Raw genomic sequence first — 14,405 nt, 5'->3', positions numbered from 1 at the left:
CGCAGCCAATGGCTGCGATCTTTTGTTTTTACTTGCCGAGTTTTCTCAATTCATCCGACTCGACGATCCGCACGCCATCCTGTTCTTCCAGTGCCAAGCGCCACATGGCGCGGGCCAGTTGGCAGGCTTCGATGCCGCGGTATTTTCCGGGAATCAGTTTCGAGAGCGGTGCGGCAAGTTGTTCGCCAAGACGGGGCTCGCTGCGCTCCCCGAGCAACAAGGATGGCCGGCAGATGGTCAGTTGCGGCCAGTCCTGCGCGCGCAATGCGTATTCCATCTCGCCTTTGACCCGGTTATAGAACACCGAGGATCGGCGATCGGCCCCCAATGCGCTGATCACGATCAGATGCCGTGCGCCCATTTCCCTTGCACGTTTGGCGAACGCCACCACCATGTCCAGATCCACGGCGCGAAAAGCTTCTTCGGAGCCGGCCTGTTTGATGGTGGTGCCGAGGCAGCAATAGGCGATGTCGACCCGACCGGCCAGTTGCGGCAGGAAGGTCTGTGGGTCGCCGACCGGGTTTTCCAGATGCGGATGCTCGGCCAGCGGCCGGCGTGAGGGGGCAAGGACGCGGCTGATCGTCGGCTCGTTGAGCAGGCGGTCGAGCAGATGTTCACCGGTCAACCCGGTGGCTCCGGCAAGCAAGACATGCTGAGGCGTCAAGTACATAGTGTCTCTCCCTTGATACTGTTCAGCTTAGTTGCTCTTTATCGCTCCGTCGTTCAACGCAGCACTTTGCAATGCTTTTCTCGCTTGCTGTTTACGTAGCAGTTGCCAATGGGCCAGCACGGTTTTCGGGGCCCAGATCTGCGGTTCAGAGGCTTCGAAGTTGTCCGCCAGTTCACGTTCGGCGACCGTAGCCTTGGCCAGCTTGAAGGCTTGCTCCAGGTCGTCGGTCTGGTTCAGCGCCTGTGCAAACAGGGCATCGCCGAAGTAAGTGAAGTTGGCCTCCTCGGAGCAACCGAACGACACGCGATCGGCGCGCGAGGCGGTCATGATCAGCGTGCGTTCATCCTTCAACGCCGGAATGAAGCCACCGGAATAGCACGAAGAGATGACAATGATCTTGTCGCGATTCTTCAGCGGTGCGAGCACGGCGGCGAGTTCGTCGGCGGGCAGGTCGGCCAGTTCCATGCGCGGCTGGTCGAGCACCAGTTCGTGCTCGGCAGTGCCATGGCTGGTCAGGTAGATGAAGACCAGGTCTTCCGGGCCGCTGCGTTCGGCCAGGGTCAGCGCTGCGCGGCGCAGGTTTTCGCGGGTGGCCATCGGCCGGTCGCCGAGGTGGTCGCGATGGTTGACCAGACGAATCTGGCCGAAGGCGCCGAAACGGCTGGTGAGCATATTGGCCACGTAGTCGGATTCGCGCAGGAACACGCTCTGCTTGCCATCGCCGCCGAGGGTCAGGGTGTACAGTTCCACCGCCGGGGTCGAGGCCGGCACATTGGCCAGCGCCTCGTCGAGCAGGCGACCCTGGGCCAGCAGGCCGAGTTCGAGGGTGTCCGGCAGCAACTTGCCGTCGGCATCGCGCACGCGCTGGCCGTTGATCCAGGTGCCGCTGAGCACGCTGCCATCGGTGAGCACCAGGGTGCCGCGTCCGGAATAGCTGTCGCTGTCGAATCCACCGACGTAGAAACTGCCATCGGACAGGTTCAGCCGGCCCTGACCGCTGAAGCGCCAGTCATTGAAGTAACCGATGTAGTGGCTGCCGTCGGCGCCGATCAGTTCGCCCTTGCCGGTCAGTGCACCTTCCTTGAACTGCCCGAGCCAGACATCGCCATCGGCGTTTTCGTAGCGGCCCTTGCCGTGCAGTTGATTGTTCTTGAAGCCGCCGACGTAGATGTCGCCGTCGGCACTGTTGAACGTGCCGTTGCCTTCGAGCTGGCCGTTGACGAAATGGCCAGTGAACTGATTGCCGCTGGCATCGCCGCGCTGGCCTTCGCCGTTGGGTTTGCCGTGGGCGAACTGGCCTTGATAGGAACTGCCGTCATCCAGCTCGAGGCGACCGAGCCCGGAATATTGGTCGGCCTTGAATTCGCCGCGATAGGTCATCGCGTTTTCTTTGAGGGTGCCTTCGCCGTCGCGTCGGCCCAGTTTGAAACCGCCAGTGTAGCTGCCGGCCGCGGTGGTCAGCGTGCCCTGGCCGTCGAACAGTCCTTGCTGGAAGTTGCCGCGATAGACCTCGCCATTGCTGCCGTGCCATTCGCCCTGACCATGCCATTGCCCCTTGTCGAACGCCCCGGCGTACCAGCTGCCGTTGGGATAGTCGACCCGGCCCTGGCCTTGCAGCAAGCCATCGACCAGTTCACCGCGATAGCGGCCGCCGTCGGGCAGGCGCGCATCCGGCGGCAACAGCGATTCGCCGTCGCCACACGCGGCCAGCAACAGGGTCAAGGCAATGGGAGCAAGAGGAGCGAATGAGCGCATAGCGGGATCCGGGCAATTAGGCGACCGAGTATGCCGCAGCTATGTGACCTTATACAGCCGGCAGGGAGGAGCGGATGCGAAACAGCGTGAGCCGCTTCGCATCCAGGCGCTTAAACGAAGCAGAGCGACAGCGGTTCGGCGATGTAGGCCGGTTTGTCCGAGCCTTCGATCTCCAGGGTGGCGGTGGCCTTGAGCAGCCACTGGCCAGGTTTTTTCTCGGTCACTTCACCGAGGTCGACCTTGAGCCGGACCTTGGAATTGACCTTGACCGGCTGGATGAAACGCACGCTGTCCAGGCCGTAGTTGACCACCATCTTCACGCCTTGCGGCAGGATCAGGATGTCTTCCATCAGTTTGGGGATCAGCGACAACGACAGGAAACCGTGTGCAATGGTGCTGCCAAATGGCGTTTGCGCGGCTTTGACCGGGTCGACATGGATGAACTGGTAATCCCCGGTGGCTTCGGCGAACAGGTTGATGCGCTCCTGATCGATGGTGAGCCATTCGGAACGTCCGAGTTCCTTGCCGACATAATCTTTGAGCTCTGCAACTGGAACATAGGGCATTGAGACTCTCCTTGGGTTCATCGGTTTTATAGTTTTTCAGGTGGGGGATTTGACCGCCCTGCGAACCACTGTAGATCATCATGGCGATTTGCTCAGGTCAACCGACCATGCTTTTGGCGAATGCCGATCCATAGCGCAGGCGTGCTTATAATGCCGGCGACTTGCGGGTTGGAAAGTAAGACGGAGATGACGGATGTTGCTACGTGGCCTTACCATGCTGGTGCTGTTTCAATTGCTCGGCACGGCCCTCAATCACTTGCTGTTGCCGGTGCTGCCGGGGCCGATCATCGGCCTTTTGCTGCTGCTGGTATTCCTGGTCGTGCGCGGTGAAGTCGGCGAGCCGCTGAACCTCGCCGCCGGCAGTCTGCTGCGTTATCTGCCATTGCTGCTGGTGCCGCCGGCGGTGGGCGTGATGGTGTATGCCACGGCGATTGCCGCGGATTTCTGGGCCATCGTCGGTGCGCTGGTGGTCTCGTTGATTCTGTCGACGGCCTTCGCCGGGGTGCTGATGCAACGGCTGGTCAAGCGTCACGGGCCGCATTCGGAGGAGTCCTGATGCTCTTCGATTGGCAAGGTGCCTGGGCGTCGGTGATTCACCATCCCCTGTTCGGCATCGGCATCACCCTCGGTGCTTATCAACTGGTGCTGGCGGCGTTCGAGAAGACCCGCTGGATCTTTCTGCAACCGGTGCTGGTCTCGATGCTGTTGGTGATTGGCGTACTGGTTGGTTGCGGCCTGACTTACGCCGAGTACCGCAAGAGCACGGAAATCCTCAGTATTCTGCTGGGCCCGGCAACCGTCGCGCTGGCGGTGCCGCTGTATCTGAATCTGCGGCGCATCCGCCAATTGTTCTGGCCGATTTTTACTACGCTGGTGATAGGCGGCGTGGTCGCCACGGGCATGGGCGTGGCGCTGGGCTGGTGGTTCGGTGCCGATCACATGATCCTGATGACCATGGCGCCCAAATCGGTGACCTCACCGATCGCCATGCTGGTGGCCGAGCAAATCGGCGGTGTCGCCGCGCTGGCGGCAGTATTCGTATTGATCACCGGGGTGATCGGCGCGATCTTCGGGCCGGCGCTTTTGACCCGCCTCGGCGTGCACAGCCCGGAAGCGCGCGGCATGGCGCTGGGCATGACGGCGCATGCGGTCGGCACGTCGGTGGCGTTGCAGGAAAGCGATGAGTGCGGCGCCTTCGCGGCGCTGGCGATGAGTCTGATGGGCGTGGCCACGGCGGTGTTCCTGCCGCTGGCGGTGTCGATGGTGGTGTAAGGAAATGTCTATGAGTCTGCCGCTTTTTCCGCTGAACACGGTGCTGTTTCCCGGCTGCAATCTGGATTTGCAGATCTTCGAGGCGCGCTATCTGGACATGATCGGCCGCTGCATGAAACAGGGCGGCGGGTTCGGCGTGGTGTGCATCCTGGAAGGCAGCGAAGTCGGCGTCGCGCCGGAAGGTTTCGCCATGGTCGGCTGCGAAGCGCGCATCACCGATTTCCAGCAGCAGGACAACGGACTGCTGGGCATCCGTGTGCAGGGCGGGCGCCGCTTCATCGTGCAGCGCACCGAAGTGCAACGCGATCAATTGATCATGGCCGAGGTCGAGTGGCTGGACGAAGAGCCCGAGCAACCGTTGCAGGATGAGGACGCCGATCTTGTTGCGCTGCTCAAGGCCCTGGCCGAACACCCGATGGTCGAGGCGCTGAACATGGGCGTCGAAGCGGCAGGGCAGCAATCGCTGGCCAATCAGTTGGCGTACCTGTTGCCGTTCGCCGAGGAAGACAAGATCGACCTGCTACAACTCGACGACCCGCAGCAGCGACTGGATGCGATCCAGGCGCTGCTCGACGAGTTGCAGGGAGAGTTGTTCGCCTAGAGGGGCTTATTCGGGCCAGACGATATCGTTGGCGAACCACTCCTTGCCCGTGTCCAGTGTCAGGATCGGCTTGCCTGCCCGGGCAACCTTGTCTATCAAAGCGTCATATTGATATCGGTTGTCGGCGCCATGGTGGGTCCGTTCCTCGATGTCTATTCGTGATTGATAGCCTGCTTCGTAGGCGACGTCGTCGACTTTCGCGGCGCGGGAGAGGGTTGAGTCGAGCAGCCAGAGACGCTCCGATTCGATGCCCCGTTTTGATGTTGAAATCAGCGCTTCGAGTTCATCTTCGGGAAACCACGCTCCCTTGTCTCGAGCGGCGGTATTGAGGAGGTGATTCTCCTCTCCCAGGACGATTTCCATTTTTCGCGTGTCGATGATGTAGGTGAATATGACCTGCTGATCGTGCCGGATGGTGTCGTAATTGCGCTCGGAATCCAGTTCCACGTCGGATACATCAGACCATTCGTTGTCGGACGTTCCCGACTCATTGTCCGATTCGCCGGGCTTGCGTCCGGGGTACTTGTTTTTCTGGTTGTTGTAGCGCAGGTATTCGGGATCGGGTGAATCGGTGCCTCTGCCGGCATATTGATGAACCAATTTGAGGCTGACTGTGGCACTGATCGGTTTTTCGGTCGTTGCCCCGCGTGGATGTTTCAGGCGCGGCAACATCCGGCCATCGTTGTAGAACTCGAACGGCGTGCGCTCATCGGCCCTGAACAGGGCCGGGATGTCTGTCCGGTACAAATAGTCGCTGGCGTTGCGCAGATAACCCAGGTTTGCCAGGAATCCGTCCAGAAATACGCGACTGACGCTCTCGCTGAAATCGCCATAGTCGCCGAGGCGACTGATCAACAACTTGCCGTTCCTCAGGGGGAGGAGTAAAGGTTCTATTTCCTCATGCAGAGCGTCGAAGCGTGAAGGGTTACTGGCATCGGGGGAGCTTGTCCTGTGCTGCGTTGCCCATTCGGGAAGTGCCGAAGGATTGTCGATCAGGTCGTCGCGCAACCGAATGTGTTGAAGGGGCGACAGGTTGCATGAGCGCAATTCCATGACTCGCTCACCGTGAGTCATCTGTGGATACAGCTGGGCGAAATACGTACTCAGCAATTCCGACGTGGCCACCTTCAAGTGCGCGGGCATCGATGTGATTCGCGGCTGTCTTGCGGGCACCGCCGATGCTCCGGCAGAGTTATCTGCATTCGGCCGTTTAAGCGGACTGTGTGTACCGCTCTGTCGAGCAGGGCTCCAGGTCGATTCATCGGCATTTCTGAAAAGCGCAGGCCCCGGCGCAAGCTTTTTGTACAGATCCATTGCCCGATAGGTGCCCAGGCTCGTATCGAACTCGACGTACACCGTGCCGACCTCTTTCACATCGACGAACTTGCGTCCGACCACATAACGCAAGCCCTCCTCATTGGCCGGTTGCATATTGCGCAGCAAACCGGGGTTCAACAGATAGCTGATCAGCGCGGTTGCCGAATCACGCGGCAGGCCGAGCAAGTCCGTGACTTCGATTCTTGAGGGGCCGGGTATTGTTGTGGGTGTCTGGCTGTGGCCCGGGTTTCGGGGCGCCGGGGAGGGAAGCGATTGATGTGTCTGCGGATCCTGGATCTGCGGTCGCAATCGGGGAGGCAGGGCCGATGGTCCGGCAGGCGTGTCGACCCGGGGCAGGGTTGGCATTGAGGGCGTTTTGGGACGCATGGTGTCATTCCTTGACGATGGTCAGGTGTTCGATCGATATCGAACGGGACGGGGCGTTTTCGAGTCTCCAGCTGTTGTTGAGGACGTTGTAGAGAATCCTCCCGGGAGCGGCGTCGAGCAGACGAGTGTTCAGAACCGGCACATCACTGGTTTCCAGCGCTCCACGTTGCTGGTGATCACGGATGTCCAGAATCAATGCCTGGATCGTTGGATAGCCCCGTGCATCGACGACATGGAGCCCGATCATTTCAAACAGGGAATTGACCCGGTAACGGTTTCCTGAATAGAGCACGACATCGATGGTTTCCAGCGGCAGCTGTAGATCGTTGCTGTCTGGCAGATGAACATGGATGCTGCCGATTTTGAGCAGATCGTCCTTGATGGAGAGATCGTCAAGGCTGATCTGCTCTTGCAGGTGTCGGGTGTGAATGAGCCAGGTAGAGGAACCCGAAACGATGGCGTCCGTTTGAGCGGTAGATAGCCGCATGGAAATTGCTCTGGCGGGATACAGCTCATAGGTCGCGGATCGCCCCTCCAGCCAGTAGCTGGTGTTGTGCTGGTCAGCCTGAAAGTCGACTCGCTGGGGAGTTGCCTTAAGGGTGCGCTTCGTGATGCCGGGCTTGAGGAATGTGTATCGTCCTGCACGCTCGCGCAGCGAGGCTCGGCTTTGAATAACGGTATAGCCGGCCTTTTTTGCATCATCGATATACGAGTTGCGTGGAAAATCGAGGTGGTAGGAAACACCGTCGCGCATTACCAGAACGATCGGATGAGTTACCGTCCAGCCGGAGGCCATGATGCCGCCCCCCCTGTCGGTTTTCTTGCCGGGCCGTTCTTTAATGACCCCGTGAAATGAAAGCAGGCCTGGCGGGTGAGTGAACGTGAGGGTGAAGTGGACGTCCGTGTAGCCAAGAAACGTGAATGCATCTGTCTCGGTTTTTGAAACTGTGTAAATGGCCCTGACTTCGCTGATTTCGGTGCTGTCATGTTCAACGTAGATCGTACTGGAGGCGGGCACTCCGTTTTGCGTGGCTATCAGCGTCGAATGACGGATCCGGCGGGAAATGAAGTAGGACGAATGTGCGCTTTTCGAAATCCTGCAGGGATAGTCATTGACCGGGATCGGGGGAGTCCTGCTCATGCCGGCTGTCAGGACAGAGACGCTGAGCGTCAGCTCGCCGGTTCCCACGATGTTGGCAGGCCATATCGGTTTCAGGTGGAAACCGTCCTGGGTAATGAACACCCATTTGTCATTGTGCAGCGAGCGTTTGCGACCGACGGTCCGGTAGACCCCTTCAAGCACCAGTTCCCGTCGCGGCGTTCCGGGCGAATCATCGCGCAGCGATTCGATCACCAGCGCATCATCGCGCAAGTACCAGCGCTGGATGGCTTCAAGCGTGACACCCAGATAGACCGTGCTCGGCTCTGCACCGTCTTCGGTGATGGACACGCTACGGCACATCGGGTCGAGAATATAGGTGTCGCTGCCGGGGCCCCCGACGACTGATCCGTGGATGCCGCGAACGGAAATCCGGTCATCTCCCGCACCTGCGTCAATGTGATCATCACCGTTGGCTGAAATGATGTCCGCCCGGTCGGAACCCGTCACGCGATTCGCCGCGCCGGCGAGCGTCTCGACCTTTTCGATGGACTTGAGCGTCGAGTGCAGCACAGGTTCAAGCGTCGGATTCGCGGGGCGCAAGATCAGCGTGCCTTTCTTCAGGTCAATGTCATAACCGAGATGGCGCGGTGGGTCGGGAATGTGATCGAGATGCCTGTGCGTGCCCTGCAGCCATAGCAGATCGATACCGTCCCCTCCCGACAGTTCGCTTGGCTTGATTGGATCGTATGAAAGTGCCTCTGAGGCTGACTGAAAGATAAAGGAGTCATCCTTGTCGCCGCCATGCAACACTTTTCGGCCCGTGCCATAGCTGAAGAAATTGGCTTTATCCCGCACGCCCTGTACGTTGTCATGGCCGCCGCCGAGACTCCAGAGCGTGCCCTTGGTCGAATCGCTCTTGGCGTTGGAAAGAACGGAGTCCGATGCAGGCAGACCACCCCTTGCGTCGTAAACGTCATCGGTGTCAACGATAACCGGCAGGTTTTCGGCCTTGTACGGCGACTCGCCCTTGGTCCACTCGTAGTAAGAGAAACGAGTGGGCTGCAGCCGGACCTCGAACCGGCCATTGACGATCACGTCGACGCTCTCTTTGAATTCATTGTCCAGCCAGCTGAGGCTGCGGGTTTTCAGAGCTTTGGCGTAGTCAGCAGTGGTCTTGGCAACCAGGTAGCGATCCATCAGCGCCTTGTCCTGGTCCTGACCGGTGAACGCAAACCAGCCGGCACGCCAGCGTTCGTTCACCGTCAGCTCTATGTAATCGTCGATGTCGTCGACGGCACGCACGGCACCATAGATTTTTGCCCCGACGATCATGATTGCGGCGGCGGCAATCCCTACCGGACCTGCGGCCTGGAAGCCCGCCAACGCTGCACAGCCGAGAGCCAGTGACAGCGCACCGCTGAATACACTCAATCCACCAGTGACATACAGATCCTGTGCTGCCTTGCCTTGAACCTTTGCAGCGTCATTGAAGGACTTGATGGCGGTATGGATATCGAAGGGGAGCGTCAGCACGCTGGCGATCAATCCGGCCCCGCGACACAGCCATTTGCCCATGGAGGTCTTGCCGAATTGTTCGAAGGCCATGGAACCCTGGCGGATCATTTGCTCGCCGGTTTTGCTCAGGGCGTAGTCGATCCCCAGTGAAGTTATTTCTGCGACGCCCCCGCCAACGTTGACGAATGCCTCACCGGTGTTGCCTTTCTTCAATGCGTCGATCGCACCGATGTACGCGCTGTAGAGCCCATATGCCTGCATCCCGACGCCCATGCTGCTCATTCCGCGGCTTTTGGCCTTGTCGATCCAGTCCGGCAAGTGGTCGGGCAACGGGTCTCGACGAATGTCCAGGCGTTGGGTGGCGTTCAGCAAGTGGTTGATCTTGTTCATGGCCTCAGCGAATTCACCGGCGGGCATTTCGCGCATGAGCGGCGCCGCTTCGGGAGAGCGTTGGGTGACGATTTCGTACAGAAGGGGCGGGATCTGCAGGTTTTCCGGCGAAGGGGCGGCTCTCATGCGCTGTTCCACCTGCGCGGTGTCGAACTCAAGCGCATCGATGAACGATTGATCAGGTTCGGAAAAGTAGGTGTTGGACGTCGAAATGGCTTGCTCATCGATGTGGCCGCCCAAGGCTTGTAGCGTCTGGCGACTGACACTGAATTCACCGATGCGCAAAGGGCCGAACAGAGTGTCCAGGTCTGCAAGCCCGGTTTTTTGGCCCGTGGGTTGGAGGGGCGTCTGCGGGGAGATGTTCAGGTCGGATATTTTGATCGGCGCTGACGGTCGGTCAGTCCGGGAAAGATTGTTCGGTTGATTCATCAAAGTCATTGCTCTTTTCACAAGTCCGTTTGTGGTGCAGCTGCCGGAATGTGGCATGGGGCACGGACTTGTTCATGAGCTTTTGCTTTGCCAGATATTTACCGGCGCTCACCGCACGACGTGCGCACCGGTGAGCGTTGGCCGCAGGCTTAATAGGCGTATCGCAACAAGGTGTGTGGCAAATGTCGCAATACAAAAAAACCGAACAGAGCGACCAGTGCCGGCAATATCAGCCACCAGACTTTCTGCGGCATCGCACCAAGGGGGGCATGGCGTTGACTCAGCCACAGGCCCGCTGCGCAGACGCAGGCGGCGAGCATGGCTCCGGCCAGAACATCGGTTGGCCAGTGCGCTCCCAGATAGACCCGTGACAGGGCAATTGCCAGCGCCGGTATGCAGCCGAGCAACAGCCAGGTCAGTCGCAGCCTCGGCGGCTGACCGCGTCCGGCTAGTACGGCAAGCGCCAGGAACAGAGCAAACGATCCGGATGCATGGCCGCTGGGCATGCTGTAGCTGGTGAGCGGATCGGTCAGCACTTCCGGGCGTACCCGGGCGAAGAACATTTTGGTCCCGGTGTTGGCCAATGCCGTGACGAGCAGGGTGCCGCCTACGAAGATAGCGTGTCGCCACTGACGGCACAGCAACAGCAGCGCTGTGAGGAGAGCGCTGAACAGCAGCATGTTGCGGAATTCGCCGATCAGGGTGAAAACGACCGCTACCTCATCCAGCGCGGGGCTGCGGTGTTCCTGCACCAGGGTCATGACGCCCTGATCGAGGGCGGTCAGGTACGGGTAACCGATGAACAGGCCGATCAGGATCAACAGGCTCATGCTGCTGATCCAGATGGTCGCCCGGCGATGACGGCGCAGGCTGCTGTTGGCGCTCAGGCCGACCATCACCGCGATGCTGCCGGCAACAATCCCGGCCTGCAGCCAGAAGCCTTCCGGCAACGGCAGACGAATCGCTGCCCCGGTGGCCCAGCCCGGAAGCAGGTACGCGAGGCTCCAGCCGGCCGCTGCCAGCAGACTCACAGCGGCGAAGCGCGGGAAGGGCATGTCGCACATGCCGGCGACCATCGGCAGCATCGGCCGCAGCGGGCCGATGAAGCGCCCGACCAGCAGGCTGGCGATGCCGTAACGCTGGAAATAGGTTTCCGCACCGGCCATCCATTCCGGGTGATGGCGCAGACCCGGCAGGCGCCGGATGTTCTGGTGGAAGTGGCGACCGAGGAAATACGAAATCACATCGCCGAGAATCCCGCCGAGGAAGCCCAGCAACAGGGTTTCACTCAACGACAGCGCTCCGCTGCCGGCCAGCACCGCCACGGCAAACAGCAACACCGTTCCGGGAACAATCAGGCCGGCAATTGCCAGACACTCCACAAACGCCACAATGAGCACGGCGGCCGCCAGCCACTGCGGATTGGCGGCCAGCCACCCGGTCACGCTATCGAGCCATGGGCCCATACAAACCACTCCATTTCATTGATGTCCCTGATCGGCGAGCCGAAGGGTGTGCATTCACAGCAGAAAATAATCGCGACCTTCGACCTGACCCCGGCGCAGCGGGTTCCGCGTGCACCACTGGGCATAAGCGGCATCGACGAAGCGATACATCAAGTGTTCGTCACGGCCATGGGGAATGCCCAGGCGGGTGGTCTGAATCACATGAGTTGGCGCAGGGCCGGTGTCTTCCACCAGCAGGATTTCGTGGTCGAAGCGCTTGGCATCCCACACCGGCACTTTCAGCCCCAGCGCCTTGCACAGCAGCGTCTGCCCGGCACAGAGTTTCTGCGACGGGCGCGGTCGGCCCTGGGCGTCGGGGTTGTTCAACAGCATCTGCGCCAGACTGGCCGGGCCGCTGATCTCGTCGACCCATGGATAGGCCGATTTGATCAGCACCGCATTGCCCGGACCCTGCGCGCTGAAGTTCAGCGAATCGCCACCACGGGCGTAGTACATATAGATGTGGCCGCCATCCAGAAACAAAGCCTTACGCTTTTCTGTGTAGCCGAGGGACGCATGGCTGCCTTTTTCCTCGCAGTAATACGCTTCGGTTTCGATGATTCGGGCGCTCAGCCACAAATCGCCAACGCGGTGGCGGATGACTTTGCCGAGCAGATCACGGGCTAGCGTCTGGGCGTCACGGTCGAAAAAGGCATCCGCAAGGCCGACAGGCTGGCGCGCGGAGGTGGCGCGAACGGTCAGGTTGGACATGGCAAACAGGGTTTATCCAGGCGGAGGAGGCCGTGATGATAACAATTCGCGGCTTAATCTCTGCTGAACGTCGGCAAATCGCAGTCCATTTCGACCATCCGCCCGTCACCGCTGTTAGTCCCGGGACGCGACAGCTATAATCTGCCGCTTTCCTCTTTGCCAAGACCCCAGCAGACCATGACTGAGTCCGTTCTTGACTACATGACCCGATTGGGTCGCGCCGCCCGCGAAGCTTCCCGCGTCATCGGCCGTGCCAATACCGCGCAGAAAAACCGCGCCCTGCTGGCTGCCGCCAATGCCCTGGACGCCGCCCGCGTCGAGCTTGCGGCAGCCAATGAACAGGATCTGGCCGCCGGTCGCGCCAACGGTCTGGAGCCGGCGCTGCTGGAACGTCTGGAACTGACCCCGGCGCGCATCGACGGCATGATCGTCGGCCTGCGTCAGGTCGCAGCGCTGCCGGATCCGGTTGGTGCTATCCGTGATATGAGCTTCCGTCCGTCGGGCATTCAGGTCGGCAAGATGCGCGTGCCGCTGGGCGTGATCGGGATCATCTACGAATCCCGTCCCAACGTGACCATTGACGCTGCGAGCCTGTGCTTGAAGTCTGGCAACGCGACCATCCTGCGCGGCGGTTCCGAAGCGATTCATTCCAACCGCGCGATTGCCGCCTGCATCCAGCGCGGTCTGGCCGAAGCCGAACTGCCGGCTGCCGTGGTGCAAGTGGTGGAAACCACCGACCGTGCCGCTGTTGGCGCGCTGATCACCATGCCGGAGTACGTCGATGTGATCGTACCGCGCGGTGGCCGTGGCCTGATCGAACGCATCAGCCGTGACGCCCGGGTGCCGGTGATCAAGCACCTGGACGGCATCTGCCACGTCTATGTCAGCGAACACGCCGACCTGCCGAAAGCCCAGCGCATCGCCTTCAATGCCAAGACCTATCGCTATGGCATCTGCGGTGCGATGGAGACCTTGCTGGTCGATCAAAGTGTTGCGAAGGATTTCCTGCCGCCGATGGCGAAGCAGTTCCGCGAAAAGGGCGTCGAACTGCGCGGTTGCGAACGCACCCGGGCGATCATCGAGGCCGTAGCTGCGACCGAAGAAGACTGGAGCACCGAGTACCTGGCGCCAATTCTGTCGATCCGCGTGGTGGATGGCCTGGATCAGGCCATCGAACACATCAACCATTACGGCTCCCACCATACCGACTCGATCGTCAGCGAAAACCTCGCCGACACCCGGCAGTTCGTGGCTCAGGTCGACTCGGCGTCGGTGATGATCAACACCCCGACCTGCTTCGCGGACGGATTCGAATACGGATTGGGTGCCGAGATCGGCATTTCTACTGATAAGCTGCACGCCCGTGGCCCGGTGGGCCTCGAAGGACTGACCTGCGAGAAGTACATCGTGGTCGGTGATGGCCAGTTGCGCGGCCAGGCGACGGTCTGACTTGTCCGACCTTGATCTGAAAGCGCCAAGAACCGGCAAGAAATCCCGTCCCCGGCGCATTGGCGTACTGGGCGGGACGTTCGATCCGGTGCACGTCGGCCATTTGCGTGGCGCGCTGGAAGTCGCCGAAGCGCTGGTGCTCGATGAGCTGCGCATGATGCCCAGCGCCCGGCCGCCGCACCGCGATACGCCGCAAGTGTCGGCGCAGGACCGGCTGGCAATGGTTGAATGTGCGGTAGCCGGTGTGCCGCCGCTGGTGGTGGACGCCCGCGAATTGCAGCGGGACAAACCGTCCTGGACCATCGATACCCTGGAGTCGCTGCGCGCCGAAATGGCCGCCGAGACCCAGGTTTTTCTGCTTCTGGGCTGGGACGCATTTTGCGGCCTGCCCACTTGGCACCGCTGGGAAGAGTTGCTCCAGCATTGCCACATCCTGGTGCTACAGCGCCCGGACGCCGACAGCGAACCGCCGGATGCCTTGCGCAACCTGCTGGCAGCGCGTTCGGTGAGCGACCCGCTGGCCCTGAAGGGGCCGAGCGGACAGATTGCATTCGTCTGGCAGACACCGCTCGCGGTTTCCGCCACCCAGATCCGTCAACTGCTGGCCAGCGGTAAGTCGGTACGTTTCCTGGTGCCCGACGCGGTCCTGGCCTACATCGATGCGCACGGTCTGTACCGTGCGTCGAACTGAACAAGGCGTGCTTCACTGATACGAATCCACGTGTCGCCAAGCCGC

Annotated in this window: 12 protein-coding genes; 5 read left to right on the top strand and 7 right to left on the bottom strand. The window is 60.6% G+C overall.

Annotated elements, in window-relative coordinates:
* Positions 1-28: 28 nt before the first annotated feature.
* From CAF63_RS19525 to CAF63_RS19515, 3 genes are all read right to left on the bottom strand, one after another.
* Positions 29-670, bottom strand: coding sequence for an oxidoreductase (locus CAF63_RS19525; RefSeq protein WP_085687964.1), 642 nt, complete (start codon positions 668-670; stop codon positions 29-31).
* A gap of 27 nt (positions 671-697) precedes the next feature.
* Positions 698-2,425, bottom strand: coding sequence for a C13 family peptidase (locus tag CAF63_RS19520; RefSeq protein WP_085687962.1), 1,728 nt, complete (start codon positions 2,423-2,425; stop codon positions 698-700).
* 110 nt (positions 2,426-2,535) lie between these two features.
* Complete coding sequence (locus CAF63_RS19515; protein WP_007909575.1) at positions 2,536-2,991, bottom strand: MaoC family dehydratase; 456 nt, start codon at positions 2,989-2,991, stop codon at positions 2,536-2,538.
* Positions 2,992-3,184: 193 nt separating this feature from the next.
* Between CAF63_RS19515 and CAF63_RS19510 the strand changes: the two genes are divergently transcribed.
* From CAF63_RS19510 to CAF63_RS19500, 3 genes are read left to right on the top strand one after another with little or no spacing between them, the layout of a single operon-like run.
* Positions 3,185-3,547, top strand: a complete 363-nt coding sequence (locus tag CAF63_RS19510) for a CidA/LrgA family protein (protein WP_085687960.1) — start codon at positions 3,185-3,187, stop codon at positions 3,545-3,547.
* Positions 3,547-4,263 (top strand): LrgB family protein, encoded by a 717-nt coding sequence (locus CAF63_RS19505; protein ID WP_007958637.1) that lies wholly within the window; start codon positions 3,547-3,549, stop codon positions 4,261-4,263. Before CAF63_RS19510 ends, CAF63_RS19505 begins: the two co-directional genes overlap by 1 nt.
* A 10-nt stretch (positions 4,264-4,273) precedes the next feature.
* On the top strand, positions 4,274-4,864 hold the full coding sequence (locus CAF63_RS19500; RefSeq protein ID WP_085687958.1) for an LON peptidase substrate-binding domain-containing protein: 591 nt from the start codon (positions 4,274-4,276) through the stop codon (positions 4,862-4,864).
* 6 nt (positions 4,865-4,870) lie between these two features.
* Here CAF63_RS19500 and CAF63_RS19495 read toward each other — a convergent pair whose 3' ends face one another.
* The 4 genes from CAF63_RS19495 to CAF63_RS19480 all read right to left on the bottom strand — a co-directional run bounded on the left by CAF63_RS19495 (position 4,871) and on the right by CAF63_RS19480 (position 12,220).
* Positions 4,871-6,568, bottom strand: a complete 1,698-nt coding sequence (locus tag CAF63_RS19495) for a hypothetical protein (RefSeq protein ID WP_085687956.1) — start codon at positions 6,566-6,568, stop codon at positions 4,871-4,873.
* Positions 6,569-6,572: 4 nt separating this feature from the next.
* Positions 6,573-10,004, bottom strand: coding sequence for a calcium-binding protein (locus tag CAF63_RS19490; RefSeq protein WP_256574534.1), 3,432 nt, complete (start codon positions 10,002-10,004; stop codon positions 6,573-6,575).
* 149 nt (positions 10,005-10,153) lie between these two features.
* Positions 10,154-11,470, bottom strand: coding sequence for a bifunctional DedA family/phosphatase PAP2 family protein (locus CAF63_RS19485; protein ID WP_085687952.1), 1,317 nt, complete (start codon positions 11,468-11,470; stop codon positions 10,154-10,156).
* Positions 11,471-11,524: 54 nt separating this feature from the next.
* Positions 11,525-12,220 (bottom strand): DNA-3-methyladenine glycosylase, encoded by a 696-nt coding sequence (locus CAF63_RS19480; protein WP_007958648.1) that lies wholly within the window; start codon positions 12,218-12,220, stop codon positions 11,525-11,527.
* A 177-nt stretch (positions 12,221-12,397) separates the two neighbouring features.
* On the opposite strand from CAF63_RS19480, the gene CAF63_RS19475 reads away from it, so the two are divergent.
* Both CAF63_RS19475 and nadD read left to right on the top strand, forming a co-directional pair.
* Entirely contained in the window at positions 12,398-13,669 is a 1,272-nt protein-coding gene (locus CAF63_RS19475; RefSeq protein WP_085687950.1) for a glutamate-5-semialdehyde dehydrogenase, read from the top strand.
* Positions 13,638-14,360: a nicotinate-nucleotide adenylyltransferase gene (gene nadD, locus CAF63_RS19470; protein ID WP_085687948.1), complete on the top strand. Its 723-nt coding sequence runs from the start codon at positions 13,638-13,640 to the stop codon at positions 14,358-14,360. Before CAF63_RS19475 ends, nadD begins: the two co-directional genes overlap by 32 nt.
* Positions 14,361-14,405 lie beyond the last annotated feature (45 nt).

This window comes from Pseudomonas sp. B20(2017), from assembly GCF_002113125.1.
Classification (GTDB): Bacteria; Pseudomonadota; Gammaproteobacteria; order Pseudomonadales; family Pseudomonadaceae; genus Aquipseudomonas.
This window is presented reverse-complemented; position numbering and strand designations above follow the sequence as displayed.